This window comes from Enterobacter sp. BIDMC 26, assembly GCF_000534435.1.
Lineage (GTDB): Bacteria > Pseudomonadota > Gammaproteobacteria > Enterobacterales > Enterobacteriaceae > Enterobacter > Enterobacter ludwigii.
In genome coordinates this window covers 3406798-3423509 of record NZ_KI973182.1, presented here as the reverse complement: position 1 = coordinate 3423509, position 16712 = coordinate 3406798, and the positions used below count along the sequence as shown (strand labels likewise).

Here is a 16712-nt window from a genome sequence, read left to right as displayed (position 1 = left end):
GCGTTCACATCAAAAATCCGCTTTCAACACCACGCGATAACGAGCTTTACCGTCACGCACATGCTGGATAGCTTCGTTGATCTTAGACATCGGATACAGTTCGGTGGTGGGCGCCACTTTAGTGCGCCCGGCAAACTTCATCAGTTTGCGCAATTCGAACGGCGTACCGGTTGCGGAACCGGAGACGCTGCGATCCCCCCCGATCAGCGTAAACGCAGGCACCGGCAGCGGCTTCATCACCGCACCGACGGTGTGGAAGTTACCGCCGTGGGCCAGCGCTTCAAAGTACGGTTGCCAGTCGAGATCGACGTTAACGGTATTGATGATCAGATCAAACTGACCTGCCAGCGATTTGAGCGCTTGCGGATCGCGGCTGTTGACTACCTTATCCGCACCCATCGCCAGCACTTCTTTCTCTTTGGCCGGGTTCGAGCTAAACGCCGTGACTTCACAGCCCATCGCATGCAGCAGTTTAATTGCGATATGGCCCAGACCACCAATCCCGATGACACCCACACGGCTGGTGGCGGTGACATGATGCATCAGCAGCGGTTTGAATACGGTGATACCGCCGCACAGAAGCGGACCGGCAGATTCGATATCAATGCTGTCCGGCAGGGGAATAACCCATTGCCAGTCGGCACGCAGTTTATCGGCGAAACCGCCTTTGTTCAGAATGGTAGGGACTGCGCCTTCGAGGCAGTTGATTTGGTTACCGCTGATACAGGCATCGCAGTGACCACAGCTGCGCGCCGTCCAGCCAATACCCACGCGCTGGCCGACCTTAAGACCTTTGTCCTGTGCGGCGCTACCGAGCGCCACAACGCGGCCAATGACTTCGTGGCCGGCAATCAGTGGATACTGTGAGAAGCCCCATTCATTGTCGATCATGGAGAGATCGGAGTGGCAGATCCCGCAGTAATCAACCTGCACTTCGACGTCTTCTGCTTTTAGGTCGCCCGCATCGTATTCGTACAGCTCAAGTTCTGCACCCGCCTGCGGTGCGGCGTAGCTTTTTATCTTCGACATCGTGTTTCCCCCGTTATGGTGTGAACTGAGAGTGTAGAGCATTCAGTTTACAGTCGCTTAACAGAAGAGGGCAGGAATGCCCTTTACAGAGTTTTCAGCATCCTGACTTCGCAATCGACGTGGCCGGTACAGCCCAGCGGCGCATCAATATGCGTAAAGCCCAGATGTTCATACAGGCCAATGGCCTCTTTGAGGAAGGCGGTTGTTTCCAGGTAACAGCGTTTAAAGCCCTGAGTACGCGCATGTTCAAGGGCGATAAGCGCCAGCTTTTTCGCCAGCCCTTGCCCGCGTACTGATGGCAGGAAATACATTTTTTGCAGTTCGCAGATATCCGGCTCGCTGCAGCTTAAAGGCGCCACGCCACCGCCGCCCACGACCTGGCCGTTCTGCTCAATAACCCAATAGGCGTAGCCCGGCTGGCTGTACAGCTGAAACAGCTCATCCAGATTCGGGTCGGCAACGGTATAACCTTTGTCGGCGGTCAGGCCATACTCAGCGGAAACCGTTCGGATAACGGCGGCAATAGCCGGGTTATCCTGCTCAGTGATCCGACGCATCGTCGTCGCGACGGGGGTAATCACGCTCATAGTCTTACTCATTACAAAAATTGACACACAACTGCTGTTAATAGCACCGCAGTAAAGGGAGCGCAAGCGAGGAGTTTTCAGGAAGGATACCCCTTACGCCCTGAAGCGTAAGGGGTAAAAGCATTACAGGGCTGCAATAACCGCCTGCTGCTCGATCAGTTTGGTCTTAGCATCGGCGAAGGCAACCAGACGCTCACGTTCTTTCGCGATAACCGCTTCCGGCGCGCGGGCAACAAAGCCTTCATTCGCCAGTTTGCTTTCGATTTTGCCAATTTCCACATCGACCTTAGCCACTTCTTTTGCCAGGCGAGCCAGCTCAGCGTCTTTGTCGATAAGACCTGCCATCGGGATCAGCAGCTCGGCGCCGTCGATGATTTTGGTCACGGATACCGGACCTTTGTCATCCGCAGGCAGCACGGTGATGCTTTCCAGACGCGCCATGGTTTTCAGGAAGGTGTTGTTCTCGGTGACACGGCGAACAGCAGCCTCACTGCAACCGCGCAGCAGCAGCTCCAGAGGTTTACCCGGGGCGATGTTCATTTCGGCACGGATATTACGTACCGCCACGATCGCCTGTTTCAGCCATTCGGTATCGGCTGACGCCGCTTCATCGGCCTTCGCTGCATCGAATTCCGGGAACGGCTGCAGCATGATGGTGTCGGCGTTGATGCCGGCAATCACTTTCACACGCTGCCAGATGGTTTCGGTGATGAATGGAATAATCGGGTGCGCCAGACGCAGCAGACCTTCCAGAACGGTAATCAGCGTGTTGCGCGTACCGCGCAGTTCCGCTTCAGAACCGCCGTTCATTACCGGTTTTGCCAGCTCAAGGTACCAGTCACAGAACTGGTTCCAGGTGAATTCATACAGAATGCCCGCCGCGATATCGAAGCGGTAGCTGTCCAGCGCTTCGCGGAAGGCTTTCACCGTCTGGTTGAACTCTGCCAGGATCCAGCGATCGGCCAGAGACAGGGTCATCTCGCCGCCGTTGAAGCCGCAATCCTGATCTTCGGTGTTCATCAGCACGAAGCGGCTGGCGTTCCACAGCTTGTTACAGAAGTTACGGTAACCTTCCAGGCGCTTCATGTCCCAGTTGATGTCACGACCGGTTGAAGCCAGTGCCGCCAGAGTGAAACGCAGGGCATCAGTACCGTGAGGTTCGATCCCATTCGGGAACTGTTTCTCAGTACGCTTGCGGATCTTCTCCGCCAGCTGCGGTTGCATCATGTTGCCGGTACGTTTTTCCAGCAGCTCTTCGAGGGAGATACCGTCAACCATGTCCAGCGGGTCGATAACGTTACCCTTGGACTTGGACATCTTCTGGCCTTCGTCGTCACGAATCAGACCGGTCATGTAGACGGTATGGAACGGAACCTGTGGCTTGCCGTTTTCATCTTTGATGAAGTGCATGGTCATCATGATCATGCGGGCGATCCAGAAGAAGATGATGTCGAAGCCGGACACCATCACGCTGGTTGGGTGGAACTGACGCAGCGCGTCGGTGTTCTCCGGCCAGCCCAGCGTGGAGAAGGTCCACAGTGCGGAGGAGAACCAGGTGTCCAGTACGTCTTCGTCCTGACGCAGGGCGACATCGGCACTCAGGTTGTTTTCCTGACGAACTTCATCTTCGCTGCGGCCAACATAGACGTTGCCTTCACTGTCGTACCAGGCCGGGATACGGTGGCCCCACCACAGCTGACGGGAGATACACCAGTCCTGAATATCACGCATCCAGGAGAAGTACATGTTTTCATACTGCTTCGGCACGAACTGGATGTCGCCGTTCTCGACCGCTTCAACAGCCGGTTTCGCCAGCACGTCGGCGCGCACGTACCACTGGTCGGTCAGCATTGGCTCGATAACAACACCACCACGGTCGCCGTACGGCACGGTCAGATCGTGAGGTTTGATCTCTTCCAGCAGGCCGAGTGCATCCACTGCAGCGACAATCGCTTTACGCGCGGCAAAACGTTCCATTTTCTGGAATTCAGCCGGAATGTCGCTGGAGTAAACGTCGGATTCGTTACCTTTGGTGTCATACACTTCCGCGCTTTCACGGATATCACCGTCGAACGTCAGAATGTTGATCATTGGCAGGGCGTGACGACGGCCCACTTCGTAGTCGTTGAAGTCGTGTGCCGGGGTGATTTTCACACAGCCGGTGCCTTTTTCCATGTCGGCGTGTTCATCGCCCACAACGGGAATGCGGCGGTTAACCAGCGGCAGCACCACGAATTTGCCAATCAGATCTTTATAACGCGGATCTTCCGGGTTAACGGCCACGCCGGTATCGCCCAGCAGGGTTTCCGGACGGGTGGTCGCTACCACCAGGTAATCTTTACCGTCTGCCGTTTTAGCACCGTCGGCCAGCGGATAGCGGATATGCCACATGGAGCCTTTAGACTCACGGTTTTCCACTTCCAGGTCGGAGATAGCGGTGCGCAGTTTAGGGTCCCAGTTTACCAGGCGCTTGCCACGGTAAATCAGGTCTTCTTTGTACAGACGGACAAACACTTCTTTAACGGCGTTGGAAAGGCCTTCGTCCATGGTGAAGCGCTCGCGCTCCCAGTCCACGGAGTTGCCAAGACGGCGCATCTGACGGGTGATGGTACCGCCGGACTCTGCTTTCCACTGCCAGATTTTATCGATGAACGCGTCGCGACCGTAGTCGTGGCGGGTTTTACCTTCTTCAGCGGCAATTTTACGCTCAACCACCATCTGGGTCGCGATACCCGCGTGGTCAGTCCCCGCCTGCCACAGGGTGTTTTTGCCCTGCATGCGCTGGTAGCGGATCATGGTATCCATGATGGTCTGCTGGAAGGCATGACCCATATGCAAACTGCCGGTGACGTTCGGCGGTGGGATCATGATGCAGAAGGACTCTTTGCTTTCATCGCCGTTAGGCTTGAAATAGCCCTGCTGTTCCCAGTGCTCGTAAAGCGGCTGTTCGATATCGCGTGGGTTATATGTCTTTTCCATTATTTCCAGGTTGCCGTATTCAGGTTAAAACCAGCCAGGCGGTACGCTTTATAGCGTTCGCGCGCCAGTTGTTTCAAAGATTCTTCGTAAGGGACAAAGTCTACCACTTCTGTGAAAGCGGTGGCAAAATCTGCAAAATCTATCCGCAGGCTAATCAGAATATCGCGCGCGCTGCTGTTGCGCTTTTGCGGCCAGGCAATCTCTACCGGTGCGCCGCCACGAGGGCCTTCGCCAGACAGATTATGCGGAACAAAACTCTCCGGCGGGCGTGCCCAGAGTGCTTCGTCAAGGCGGATGGCCTGCTGCTCATCTTCGCAGGCAATCAGAACGCGTTTACCTGCGCGCCAACGTTCTGCGGCAATTTCACACACCAGCTGTTCAACTGCGCTGAGGCCGTCCTGATGGGTGTCGTTGTCCAGAAGGTAGAACGTTGCATTCTTCATATATGGGGCTTCTTGTTGTGGATTTAAATGCAAGGCCGGGCTGACCCGGCCTACAAACGGCATCTTTCCGTAGGCCCGGTAAGCGTAGCGCTACCGGGCATCTGACGGCAATTACTCTTCGCCGTTAAAACCCGCACGATTGAGCAGGAACTGCGACAGTAACGCGACCGGACGACCGGTTGCGCCTTTGGCCTTACCGGAACGCCAGGCGGTACCTGCGATATCCAGATGCGCCCAGTTGTACTTACGGGTAAAGCGCGCCAGGAAGCAGCCCGCAGTAATTGCCCCGCCAGGACGACCGCCGATGTTCGCCATATCGGCGAAATTAGACTCCAGCTGTTCCTGGTACTCGTCACCCAGCGGCAGACGCCATGCGCGGTCACCGGCCTGTTCGGACGCGCCAATCAGCTCGTGCGCCAGAGGATTGTGGTTCGACATCAGCCCGGTGATGTGATGGCCCAGCGCAATCACACAGGCACCGGTCAGCGTGGCCACGTCGATGACCGCTTCAGGCTCGAAGCGCTCAACGTAGGTCAGCACGTCGCACAGCACCAGACGGCCTTCGGCGTCGGTGTTCAGCACTTCAACGGTCTGGCCGGACATGGTCGTCAGAACGTCACCCGGACGGTACGCACGACCGCCAGGCATGTTTTCACAGCCCGCCAGCACGCCAATGACGTTTATCGGCAGCTGAAGTTCCGCCACCATACGCATCACGCCATACACTGCTGCTGCACCACACATGTCGTACTTCATCTCGTCCATGCCTTCGGCAGGCTTGATGGAGATACCGCCGGAATCGAAGGTCAGACCCTTACCAACCAGCACAATCGGACGCGCATCTTCAGACGGGTTACCTTTGTATTCGATAACCGACATCAGCGACTCATTCTGGGAGCCGTTGCCGACTGCCAGATAGGAGTGCATTCCCAGCTCTTTCATCTGCTGTTCGCCGATGACGCGGGTGATGACATTCTTACTGTAGGCGTCAGCCAGCTGACGTGCCTGAGAGGCCAGATAGGCTGCGTTACAGATGTTAGGCGGCATATTGCCCAGATCTTTTGCGGCTTTAATCCCGGCAGCAATCGCCAGACCGTGCTGGATAGCGCGTTCACCGCTGGTCAGCTCGCGACGGGTCGGTACGTTAAAGACCATCTTACGCAGCGGGCGACGCGGCTCGCTTTTGTTGGTTTTAAGCTGATCGAAGCTGTACAGGCTCTCTTTTGCCGTTTCGACCGCCTGACGCACTTTCCAGTAGGTGTTACGGCCTTTGACGTGCAGTTCGGTCAGGAAGCAAACGGCTTCCATTGAGCCGGTATCATTCAGCGTATTAATCGTTTTCTGAATAACCTGCTTATACTGACGTTCATCCAGCTCGCGCTCTTTACCGCAGCCAATCAGCAGAATACGTTCGGACAGTACGTTTGGAACATGGTGCAGTAACAGCGTCTGCCCAGGTTTGCCTTCCAGTTCGCCACGGCGCAGCAGGGCGCTGATGTAGCCATCACTGATCTTATCGAGTTGCTCGGCGATCGGGGAGAGTCGGCGTGGTTCAAAGACGCCCACAACGATGCAGGCACTCCGCTGTTTCTCCGGGCTACCGCTTTTTACACTGAACTCCATGCACTACGCTCCTGAATCTTAAAGACAACAGCGGCTGCTACAGATAGAATTGAAACCTTTCGTAACTCATGTCCGCTGTTGTGGTGACTTCGTGTTAATCTTACGTTACTACGGTTTCGACACGTCAGAAAAAGTCCTGAAGCGTGAATCCGCCGGATGTTTTAATCTTAGCGATGATTTCGACGACTCAAGAGAATAAATGACGTTTAAGCCATGAAACAAGCGATTTTCCAGCAAAGAGACGGGTTTTTACGGGCGTATTTAAAGTGATAATCATAAGATATCTGGTGCGGGAGACGCTCAAAAGCCAGCTGGCGATCCTCTTCATCCTGCTGCTGATTTTTTTCTGTCAGAAGCTGGTCAGGATCCTCGGTGCGGCCGTTGACGGCGAAATTCCTACGAATCTGGTGCTTTCCCTGCTTGGTTTAGGGATCCCGGAAATGGCGCAGCTTATCCTGCCGCTAAGTCTTTTCCTCGGTCTGCTCATGACGCTCGGCAAGCTTTATACCGAGAGTGAAATCACCGTGATGCACGCCTGCGGCTTGAGTAAAGCCGTACTGGTGAAAGCCGCTATGGTTCTGGCGCTTTTCACAGGTATCGTTGCGGCGGTGAATGTGATGTGGGCGGGCCCAACGTCTTCCCGTCACCAGGATGAAGTGCTGGCAGAAGCCAAAGCAAACCCGGGTATGGCCGCACTGGCGCAGGGCCAGTTCCAGCAGGCGACGGACGGGAATTCTGTTCTCTTTATCGAAAGCGTGGATGGTAGCCGCTTTAACGATGTGTTCCTTGCTCAGCTCCGCACCAAAGGGAATGCCCGTCCTTCCGTCGTGGTGGCCGATTCGGGTCAACTGTCACAGCGTAAAGATGGCTCTCAGGTAGTGACGCTGAATAAAGGCACGCGCTTCGAAGGCACTGCGATGCTGCGCGATTTCCGCATCACCGATTTCCAGAACTACCAGGCCATTATTGGTCACCAGACCGTGGCGCTCGATCCAAGTGATACCGAGCAAATGGATATGCGTACCCTGTTCAATACGGACAACAACCGTGCGCGTGCCGAACTGCACTGGCGTATCACGCTAGTATTCGCCGTATTTATGATGGCTCTGATGGTCGTTCCGCTGAGTGTGGTTAACCCACGTCAGGGACGCGTGCTGTCAATGTTGCCAGCCATGCTGCTGTACCTGGTGTTCTTCCTGTTGCAGACCTCAATTAAGTCTAACGGTGGTAAGGGTAAAATTGACCCGTTCGTCTGGACCTGGGTGGTCAATGGTCTGTATCTGCTGCTGGCGGTGGGACTCAACCTGTGGGATACGGTGCCTGTGCGCCGCATTCGTGCCCGCTTCTCGCGTAAAGGAGCCCTCTAATGCAGGCGTTTGGCGTTCTTGACCGCTATATCGGTAAAACTATTTTTTCCACCATCATGATGACGTTGTTCATGCTGGTGTCGCTCTCCGGCATTATCAAATTTGTCGATCAGTTGAAAAAAGCCGGGCAGGGGAGCTATGACGCGCTGGGTGCGGGCATGTATACCCTGCTCAGCGTGCCAAAAGATGTGCAGATCTTCTTCCCGATGGCAGCCCTGCTGGGTGCGCTGTTGGGCTTAGGGATGCTGGCACAGCGCAGTGAACTGGTTGTTATGCAGGCTTCGGGCTTCACCCGTATGCAGGTTGCACTGTCGGTGATGAAAACCGCGATCCCGCTGGTGCTGTTGACCATGGCAATTGGCGAGTGGGTGGCACCGCAGGGTGAGCAGATGGCGCGTAACTATCGTGCGCAGGCGATGTACGGTGGCTCATTGCTCTCAACGCAGCAAGGGTTGTGGGCAAAAGATGGTGACAGCTTCGTCTATATCGAGCGTGTGAAGGGCGATGACGAACTGGGAGGCGTGAGTATTTACACCTTCAATGACGATCGTCGTTTGCTCTCCGTGCGTCACGCCTCTTCGGCCAAGTTTGACGCCGAGCATAAGCAGTGGCGGTTGTCGCAGGTGGATGAGTCAGACCTGACCGATCCAAAACAGATCTCCGGCTCTCAGACGGTGTCGGGCATGTGGAAAACCAAACTCACGCCGGACAAACTCGGCGTGGTGGCGCTGGATCCTGACGCTCTCTCCATCAGTGGTTTGCACAACTACGTGAAATACCTGAAGTCGAGCGGACAGGACGCCGGACGTTATCAGCTCAACATGTGGAGCAAAATCTTCCAGCCGTTGTCCGTGGCGGTGATGATGCTGATGGCACTGTCGTTTATCTTTGGCCCGTTGCGTAGCGTGCCGATGGGCGTGCGCGTGGTGACCGGGATCAGCTTCGGCTTTGTATTCTACGTTCTCGATCAGATCTTCGGCCCGCTGACGCTGGTTTATGGCATTCCGCCTGTTATCGGCGCGCTGCTGCCGAGCGCCAGCTTCTTCCTGATCAGCCTCTGGCTGATGCTGAAACGCTCCTGACAGACCTCTCCTCGCTTCCGGCGAACCGGAAGCGAGGCTAATCTCCTGTTTCACCCCGCACTTTTTCTCACAACCTTCAACGCCCCGCCGCGAATTTGAGTATTATTGAGCGATAAAGTCGTGAAGGGATCCTCTATGAAGCAAATTCGAATGCTGGCCCAGTACTACGTCGATCTGATGATGAAGCTTGGGCTGGTGCGTTTCTCCATGCTGCTGGCACTGGCGCTGGTCGTTCTGGCCATTGTCGTACAGATGGCCGTAACCATGGTTCTGCACGGTCAGGTCGAGAGTATCGACGTGATCCGCTCCATCTTCTTTGGCTTGCTGATTACACCCTGGGCGGTCTATTTCCTCTCTGTGGTAGTTGAACAACTGGAGGAGTCCCGTCAGCGCCTGTCAAAACTGGTCGATAAACTGGAAGAGATGCGCGATCGCGATCTGAAGCTCAACGTTCAGCTAAAGGATAATATCGCCCAACTGAACCAGGAGATTTCGGATCGTGAGAAGGCGGAGGCTGAACGCCAGGCGACGCTGGAGCAGCTGAAAATCGAAATGAAAGAGCGCGAGGTGACGCAGATCCAGCTTGAGCAGCAATCCTCTTTCCTGCGCTCGTTCCTTGATGCATCACCGGATCTGGTTTTCTACCGTAATGAAGATAAAGAGTTTTCCGGCTGTAACCGGGCGATGGAACTGCTGACCGGGAAGAGTGAGAAGCAGCTGATTCACCTGAAGCCGCAGGACGTATACTCCGAAGAGGCGGCCGCCAAAGTGATGGAGACGGACGAAAAAGTGTTCCGTCATAACGTTTCGCTGACCTATGAACAGTGGCTGGATTACCCCGACGGGCGCAAAGCCTGCTTTGAGATCCGTAAGGTGCCGTACTACGACCGCGTGGGGAAACGCCACGGTCTGATGGGGTTTGGCCGCGATATCACCGAGCGTAAGCGCTATCAGGATGCCCTTGAACGTGCCAGCCGCGATAAAACCACCTTCATCTCCACCATCAGCCATGAACTGCGTACGCCACTTAACGGAATTGTCGGCCTGAGCCGCATTCTGCTGGACACCGATCTCACCGCAGAACAGGAAAAATACCTTAAAACCATCCATGTCTCAGCGGTCACGCTGGGGAATATCTTCAACGATATTATCGATATGGATAAGATGGAACGCCGCAAAGTGCAGCTTGATAACCAGCCGGTTGATTTCACCGGTTTCCTTGCCGATCTGGAAAACCTGTCGGGTTTGCAGGCGCAACAGAAGGGGCTGAGCTTTGTCATGGATCCCACGCTGCCGCTGCCGCACAAGGTGGTTACCGACGGCACGCGTCTGCGCCAGATCCTGTGGAACCTTATCAGCAATGCGGTCAAATTTACCCAGAAAGGGCAGGTCTCGGTACGTATTCGCTATGACCAGGGCGACATGCTGCACTTTGAGGTGGAAGACTCCGGCATTGGGATTCCGCAGGAAGAGCAGGACAAAATCTTTGCGATGTACTATCAGGTGAAGGACAGCAACGGCGGCAAGCCCGCTACCGGCACGGGAATTGGTCTGGCGGTGTCTAAACGTCTTGCGAAGAGCATGGGCGGTGATATTACCGTCGCCAGCCATCCGGGCAAAGGCTCAACCTTCACGCTGACGGTGCACGCGCCGGCGGTGGCGGAAGAGGTGGAAGATACCTTCGAAAACGACGATATGCCGCTGCCCGCGCTGCATGTCCTTCTGGTGGAAGATATTGAGCTTAACGTGATTGTCGCACGCTCTGTCCTGGAAAAACTGGGCAACAGTGTGGATGTGGCGATGACCGGTAAAGCCGCGCTGGAGATGTTTAAGCCGGGTGAATATGATCTCGTTCTGCTGGATATTCAGTTGCCGGACATGACCGGGCTGGATATTTCCCGTGAACTGACGAGCCAGTACGCTGCCGACGAACTGCCGCCGCTGGTGGCGTTGACGGCGAACGTGCTGAAAGATAAAAAAGAGTACCTCGATGCCGGTATGGATGATGTACTTAGCAAGCCGCTGGCGGTGCCTGCCCTGACCGCCATGATCAAGAAGTTCTGGGATACCCATGATGAAGAGGAGAACACCATGACGTCTGTGGATAGCGCGAAAGCCCAAACGATACTCGATACCGCGATGCTGGAGCAGTACATCGATCTGGTTGGTCCAAAACTGATTACCGACGGTCTGGCGGTATTTGAAAAAATGATGCCGGGCTATCTGAGCGTGCTGGAGTCAAATCTGACAGCGCGGGATCAGAAAGGCATTGTGGAAGAAGGGCATAAAATCAAAGGTGCGGCCGGCTCGGTCGGCTTACGTCACCTGCAACAGCTGGGACAACAGATTCAGTCACCTGATTTACCTGCCTGGGAAGATAACGTAGGTGATTGGGTTGAAGAGATGAAACAAGAGTGGCAGAACGATGTGGCGGTGCTTAAAGCCTGGGTGGACGCCAGAAAAAAATGACCCCGGCTTAACCGGGGTGCGCGAATACTGCGCCAACACCAGGGAAATTGTGGCTGCGCCTGTTTTTTGTGTTGTTTTCGTATGGACGCCGCCTGAAAATTTAGGCCGCACGCAAATAAGATAGCAAATCTTAAATGGTTTGTTACAGGAATCAGTGAAATGTGTGAAGCATAGCGTTTTAATCAAAATTAATTATGTGCTTCAGCGAGTTGCAGAGAAGGATCGTCATGATGAAAAAGATTGGTGTCGTACTGAGCGGATGTGGCGTTTACGATGGTTCTGAGATACACGAAGCCGTCATCACATTGCTGGCCCTGGCAAGAGAGGGGGCTGAAGTCATTTGCTTCGCGCCAGACAAAAATCAGGCTGATGTCATTAATCATCTGACCGGGGAGCCGATGGCGGAAACCCGTAACGTCCTGATTGAAGCCGCGCGTATTGCGCGTGGCGAAATTCATCCTCTGGTTCAGGCGGACGCGGCAGAGCTTGATGCGTTAATTGTGCCGGGCGGGTTTGGGGCGGCTAAAAACCTCAGCACGTTTGCCACGCAAGGCGCCGGGTGTCAGGTTGATCCGCATTTAAAAGCATTATCACAGGCCATGCATGCGGCGGGTAAACCGCAGGGCTTTATCTGTATCGCTCCGGCCATGCTTCCGACAATTTTTGATTTCCCGCTGCGCCTGACCATCGGGACCGATATTGATACAGCGGAAATCATCGAGGAGATGGGAGGCGAGCACATCCCTTGTCCGGTGGATGACATTGTGGTGGATGAAGACAATAAAATCGTCACCACACCTGCGTATATGCTGGCGCAGACTATCGCGGAAGCCGCTTCAGGCATTGAAAAGCTGGTGGCCAGAGTGCTGGTGCTGACTGAATGAGGCGTCAATTCGCCGCAGGCGCCTGGGTAAAACGTATTCTTTGGCGTACCGTGCTGGTGCTGGCGGTGTTCTGGGGCGGCGGACTGGCATTATTCAGCATTCTGCCGGTTCCGTTTTCTGCCGTGATGGTTGAGCGTCAGCTGAGCGCGTGGTTCACCGGTGACTTCAGCTATGTTGCCCACTCTGACTGGGTGAGCACAGATGAAATCTCCCCGTGGATGGGGCTGGCGGTGATAGCGGCGGAGGATCAGAAATTCCCGGAGCACTGGGGGTTTGACGTGGCGGCAATCGAGAAAGCGCTTGCCCATAACGAACGCCATGAAAACCGCGTGCGCGGCGCATCGACGCTGTCACAACAGACGGCCAAAAACCTGTTTTTGTGGGATGGCCGTAGCTGGGTGCGAAAAGGGCTGGAAGCCGGATTGACCCTGGGGATGGAAACGGTCTGGAGCAAGAAACGTATTCTGACGGTCTATCTGAACATTGCCGAGTTTGGTGATGGCGTGTTTGGTGTCGAAGCCGCGTCGCAGCGATATTTCAATAAACCTGCCAGCCGGCTGAGCCTTTCTGAAGCTGCGCTGTTGGCCGCGGTCTTGCCTAACCCAATTCGCTTTAAAGCCGATGCACCCTCAGGCTATGTGCGAAACCGACAGGCGTGGATCATGCGCCAGATGCGGCAGCTGGGAGGGGAAGGGTTTATGGCGAGAAATAAATTGATGTAAGGCGGGTAAGCGTAGCGCTACCCGCCATGAAAGAGGCGTTAGTCTTCGTCAAACCCGGCGTTAAACAGCGCAATCACCGCCGCCAGCGCTTCCTCTTCCTGTGGACCGGTAGCTTCTACTTCAATCTGGCGGCCTTTGGCGGAGTCCAGCATTAGCAGCGCAATCACGCTGTTCGCTTCCGCCTCGGTACCTTCATCGTTACGCAGCAGAACTTCTGCATCGAAACCCTGCATCAGCTCAAACAGTTTCATCGCCGGACGTGCATGCATTCCCAGCTTATTGGTGATCTCAACGGTTTGTTTTACGGTCATGTTTTACGTTTTTCCAGCGTGCGATGACGGGACTGAACGTTCTTCCCGCGTGAGCGGAAATAGTCGGCCAGCTGTTCGGCGATATAGACCGAACGATGTTTACCACCGGTACAGCCAATCGCCACGGTCAGGTAGCTACGATTGTTTGTCTCCAGCATAGGTAACCATAGCTCAAGGTAGCTTCGCGTCTGGTAGATAAAATTGTGAACTTCTGTGTGTCTGTCGAGGAAGGCCGCGACGGGCTTATCGAGACCGGTCATTGGACGCAGCTTCGGATCCCAGTGCGGGTTCGGCAGGAAGCGCACGTCGAAAACATAATCCGCATCGATAGGAATACCGTGCTTAAAGCCGAATGACTCGAACACCATCGTCAGTTCACGCTCGCGTTTGCCCAGTAAACGGGTACGCAGCATTTCCGCCAGCTCATGCACGGACATTTCGGACGTATCGACAATCAGGTCAGCACGGGAACGCAGCGGTTCCAGCAGATCGCTCTCTTCGTCGATAGCACTTTCCAGCGAGAGGTTCTTGCTGGAAAGCGGGTGCAAACGACGGGTATCGCTGTAGCGACGGATCAGAGTATTGCGGTCTGCATCGAGGAACAGCAGCTGAGGCGAGAATGAATCAGGCAGGTTGCTCATTGCCTGTTCAAAAATTTCTGGCGATTCAGGCATGTTACGAACGTCGATACTGACGGCGGCAGAGATTTGCCTCTCCGCAAGCGTGCGTGCCAGGTCGGGCAACAGCACGACCGGCAGGTTATCTACGCAGTAAAACCCCATGTCTTCCAGCGCGCGCAGGGCCACGGATTTCCCGGACCCTGAACGGCCACTGACAATCATCAGCACCATGTTCCGTTTCTCCTCAGGACAACAGATGTGAAGGCCATCTCCTGGTTATGCATCATCCTGATTGCCTTCTGCTTCAGTGATAATTTGATATAGCTCTTCATCACTTTGGGCTGCGCGCAGTCGACGGCAAATGGTTTTATCGGCCAGGCGTTTTGCGACCAGCGAAAGCGTATGCAAATGGGTTTTCGTCTGGTCGGCAGGCACCAGCAGCGCGAAGAGGAGATCGACGGGCTGATTATCGATGGCATCGAAGGCGATAGGCGTCTCCAGCTGCACAAACACACCGACGGCACGCAGGGTGTCCTCTTCCAGTTTGCCGTGCGGGATCGCGATGCCGTTGCCGATGCCGGTACTGCCCATTTTTTCACGGGTCAGGATCGCTTCGAACACGACCTGCGGCGGCAGGCCCAGCTGTTTTGCGGCCAGTTCACTGATGATCTCCAGCGCACGTTTTTTGCTCTGGCAGTGAACAGCACTGCGCGTACATTCCTGGTTAAGGACATTGCTCAGTTGAAGAGCGGAATCGTTGTTCATCATAATTTCACCTAAGCGCTAACTGTACAAACGGCCTGTTGTGTTTCACAACAGGCCTTCCTGCACCCGTTAACTGCCCGGACAATTAGTGTTGTTTCAGTTTGTCTTTATGTTTATTGAGCTGTCGTGCAAGCTTATCAATCAAGCCGTCGATAGCAGCGTACATGTCTTGCCCTTCCGCACTGGCATGGAGCTCACCCCCGTTGACATGCAGGGTCGCATCCGAGATATGAGTCACTTTCTCCACTTTCAATACAACATAGACCTGGTTGATCCTTTCGAAATACTGCTCGAGTTTCGCGAATTTAGCATTCACAAAATCACGTAAAGCCTCAGTAATCTCGACGTTATGTCCTGTGATATTGAGCTGCATAGTGTCTTCCTTATCGGTTGTGTCAGACCAGCTGTTTACGCTGGTTAGACGGCGGAATGGATAAAGACTCTCGATACTTCGCAACAGTTCGGCGTGCCACCATAATACCCTGGTCGGACAGTATGGTGGTTAACTTACTGTCGCTCAGTGGCTTCGCGGGGTTCTCCGCGGCGATCAACTTCTTCACCAGGGCGCGAATGGCCGTTGACGACGCTTCACCGCCGCCCTCGGTATTCACATGGCTGGAGAAGAAATACTTAAGCTCAAAAATACCGCGTGGGCTGTGCAGATACTTCTGCGTGGTCACGCGGGAAATGGTTGATTCATGCATCTCGACGGCCTGGGCGATATCCGCCAGCACCATCGGTTTCATATACTCTTCGCCCTGCTCAAAGAACGCCTGCTGCTGTTCGACAATACAGCGGCTTACGCGGAGCAGCGTATCATTTCGGCTCTCCAGACTTTTGATCAACCATCGCGCTTCCTGCAAATTGCTACGAATGTATTGATTATCGGAGTCGTTACGCACGCTGGTGCACATGGAGGCATACTGCTGGTTGATTTGCAGGCGAGGGATGCTGTCCGAGTTCAGTTCAACGACCCAGCGGTCATTGTGTTTTCTGACCAGCACATCCGGGATGACGTACTCGGGTTCGCTGGTCTGAATGGACTGACCGGGGCGCGGATCGAGGGACTGAATCAGATTGACCGCCTCTTTCAGCACCTCTTCTTTCAGGCGCGTGACGCGCATCAGGCTGCGGAAATCGTGATTGGCCAGAAGATCCAGATGGTCGCTGATGATCAAGCGGGCTTCATCAAGCCATGGCGTCTCTTTGCTGAACTGAGAAAGCTGGATAAGCAGGCAGTCGCGCAGATCTTTTGCGGCCACCCCAACCGGATCGAAACGCTGAATGCGCTTCAGAACGGCTTCTATCTCCTCGAGTTCAATCTCTTCGTCACCCATGCTTTCCAGAATTTCGTCCAGCGTGACGGTCAGATAACCGGTGTCATCCACGGCATCGACAATGGATGTCGCTATCGCGCGGTCAGTATCGGAGAAGGGGGTAAGTTCCACCTGCCACATCAGGTAATCCTGCAGTGACTGGGTAGTTTCACCCTGATAAACCGGTAGCTCATCGTCCTGGTAGTCTGCACGCGTACCGGAAGGGGTTCCGGCGGTGTAGATTTCATCCCAGCTGGCATCCAGCGGAAGCTCGTCCGGCATCTCTTTTTGTTCGAGCGCATCGGCGGTGTCGAGTGCTTCAGTATCCTGCGACTGCTGGGTATCTACCTCTTCATGAAGATCGGCTTGCTCCAGCAACGGATTGCTATCCAGCGCTTGCTGGAGCTCCTGCTGGAGTTCTAAGGTGGACAGTTGCAACAGGCGAATCGCCTGCTGTAGCTGCGGCGTCATCGCCAGTTGTTGGCTGAGCCGTAATTGCAAACCTTGCTTCATGT

At 54.8% G+C, this 16712-nt stretch carries 15 protein-coding genes; 5 read left to right on the top strand and 10 right to left on the bottom strand.

All coding sequences use genetic code 11. The features are described from left to right. Positions 1-9 precede the first annotated feature (9 nt). The 5 genes from L462_RS07265 to pepA all read right to left on the bottom strand — a co-directional run bounded on the left by L462_RS07265 (position 10) and on the right by pepA (position 6661). Complete coding sequence (locus L462_RS07265; protein ID WP_020883520.1) at positions 10-1029, bottom strand: NADPH-dependent aldehyde reductase Ahr; 1020 nt, start codon at positions 1027-1029, stop codon at positions 10-12. An 83-nt stretch (positions 1030-1112) separates the two neighbouring features. Beyond that, positions 1113-1616, bottom strand: a complete 504-nt coding sequence (locus L462_RS07270) for a GNAT family N-acetyltransferase (RefSeq protein WP_020883521.1) — start codon at positions 1614-1616, stop codon at positions 1113-1115. Between the two features lie 123 nt (positions 1617-1739). Then, the gene (locus L462_RS07275; RefSeq protein ID WP_032679054.1) at positions 1740-4595 is read right to left on the bottom strand and encodes a valine--tRNA ligase; all 2856 of its coding nucleotides are present in this window, start codon (positions 4593-4595) and stop codon (positions 1740-1742) included. Further along, positions 4595-5038, bottom strand: a complete 444-nt coding sequence (gene holC, locus L462_RS07280; protein ID WP_008502815.1) for a DNA polymerase III subunit chi — start codon at positions 5036-5038, stop codon at positions 4595-4597. The genes L462_RS07275 and holC overlap by 1 nt, the downstream gene beginning before the upstream one ends. Before the next feature lie 111 nt (positions 5039-5149). Further along, positions 5150-6661, bottom strand: coding sequence for a leucyl aminopeptidase (pepA, locus tag L462_RS07285; protein ID WP_014171826.1), 1512 nt, complete (start codon positions 6659-6661; stop codon positions 5150-5152). A 266-nt stretch (positions 6662-6927) separates the two neighbouring features. On the opposite strand from pepA, the gene lptF reads away from it, so the two are divergent. From lptF to mtgA, 5 genes are all read left to right on the top strand, one after another. After that, positions 6928-8028: an LPS export ABC transporter permease LptF gene (gene lptF, locus L462_RS07290; protein ID WP_014171825.1), complete on the top strand. Its 1101-nt coding sequence runs from the start codon at positions 6928-6930 to the stop codon at positions 8026-8028. Beyond that, a complete protein-coding gene (gene lptG, locus L462_RS07295) occupies positions 8028-9110 on the top strand; it encodes an LPS export ABC transporter permease LptG (RefSeq protein ID WP_020883523.1) in 1083 nt (360 codons plus the stop codon). The genes lptF and lptG overlap by 1 nt, the downstream gene beginning before the upstream one ends. A 135-nt stretch (positions 9111-9245) precedes the next feature. Further along, positions 9246-11579 carry an aerobic respiration two-component sensor histidine kinase ArcB gene (gene arcB / locus L462_RS07300; RefSeq protein WP_032679053.1) on the top strand — a complete coding sequence of 778 codons (2334 nt, stop codon included), beginning with the start codon at positions 9246-9248 and terminating at the stop codon, positions 11577-11579. 230 nt (positions 11580-11809) lie between these two features. Further along, positions 11810-12463 (top strand): isoprenoid biosynthesis glyoxalase ElbB, encoded by a 654-nt coding sequence (gene elbB / locus L462_RS07305; protein ID WP_032679052.1) that lies wholly within the window; start codon positions 11810-11812, stop codon positions 12461-12463. Further along, positions 12460-13185 (top strand): monofunctional biosynthetic peptidoglycan transglycosylase, encoded by a 726-nt coding sequence (gene mtgA, locus L462_RS07310; protein ID WP_032679051.1) that lies wholly within the window; start codon positions 12460-12462, stop codon positions 13183-13185. Before elbB ends, mtgA begins: the two co-directional genes overlap by 4 nt. 38 nt (positions 13186-13223) lie before the next feature. Here mtgA and npr read toward each other — a convergent pair whose 3' ends face one another. The 5 genes from npr to rpoN all read right to left on the bottom strand — a co-directional run bounded on the left by npr (position 13224) and on the right by rpoN (position 16710). Then, a complete protein-coding gene (npr, locus tag L462_RS07315; protein ID WP_003861872.1) occupies positions 13224-13496 on the bottom strand; it encodes a PTS phosphocarrier protein NPr in 273 nt (90 codons plus the stop codon). Then, a complete protein-coding gene (gene rapZ, locus L462_RS07320) occupies positions 13493-14347 on the bottom strand; it encodes an RNase adapter RapZ (RefSeq protein ID WP_014171820.1) in 855 nt (284 codons plus the stop codon). Before rapZ ends, npr begins: the two co-directional genes overlap by 4 nt. Positions 14348-14392: 45 nt before the next feature. Further along, positions 14393-14884, bottom strand: a complete 492-nt coding sequence (gene ptsN, locus L462_RS07325) for a PTS IIA-like nitrogen regulatory protein PtsN (RefSeq protein ID WP_014171819.1) — start codon at positions 14882-14884, stop codon at positions 14393-14395. Between the two features lie 82 nt (positions 14885-14966). Then, positions 14967-15254 carry a ribosome hibernation promoting factor gene (hpf, locus tag L462_RS07330; RefSeq protein WP_014171818.1) on the bottom strand — a complete coding sequence of 96 codons (288 nt, stop codon included), beginning with the start codon at positions 15252-15254 and terminating at the stop codon, positions 14967-14969. A gap of 22 nt (positions 15255-15276) precedes the next feature. Beyond that, positions 15277-16710 carry an RNA polymerase factor sigma-54 gene (rpoN, locus tag L462_RS07335; protein WP_014171817.1) on the bottom strand — a complete coding sequence of 478 codons (1434 nt, stop codon included), beginning with the start codon at positions 16708-16710 and terminating at the stop codon, positions 15277-15279. Positions 16711-16712: the final 2 nt, after the last annotated feature.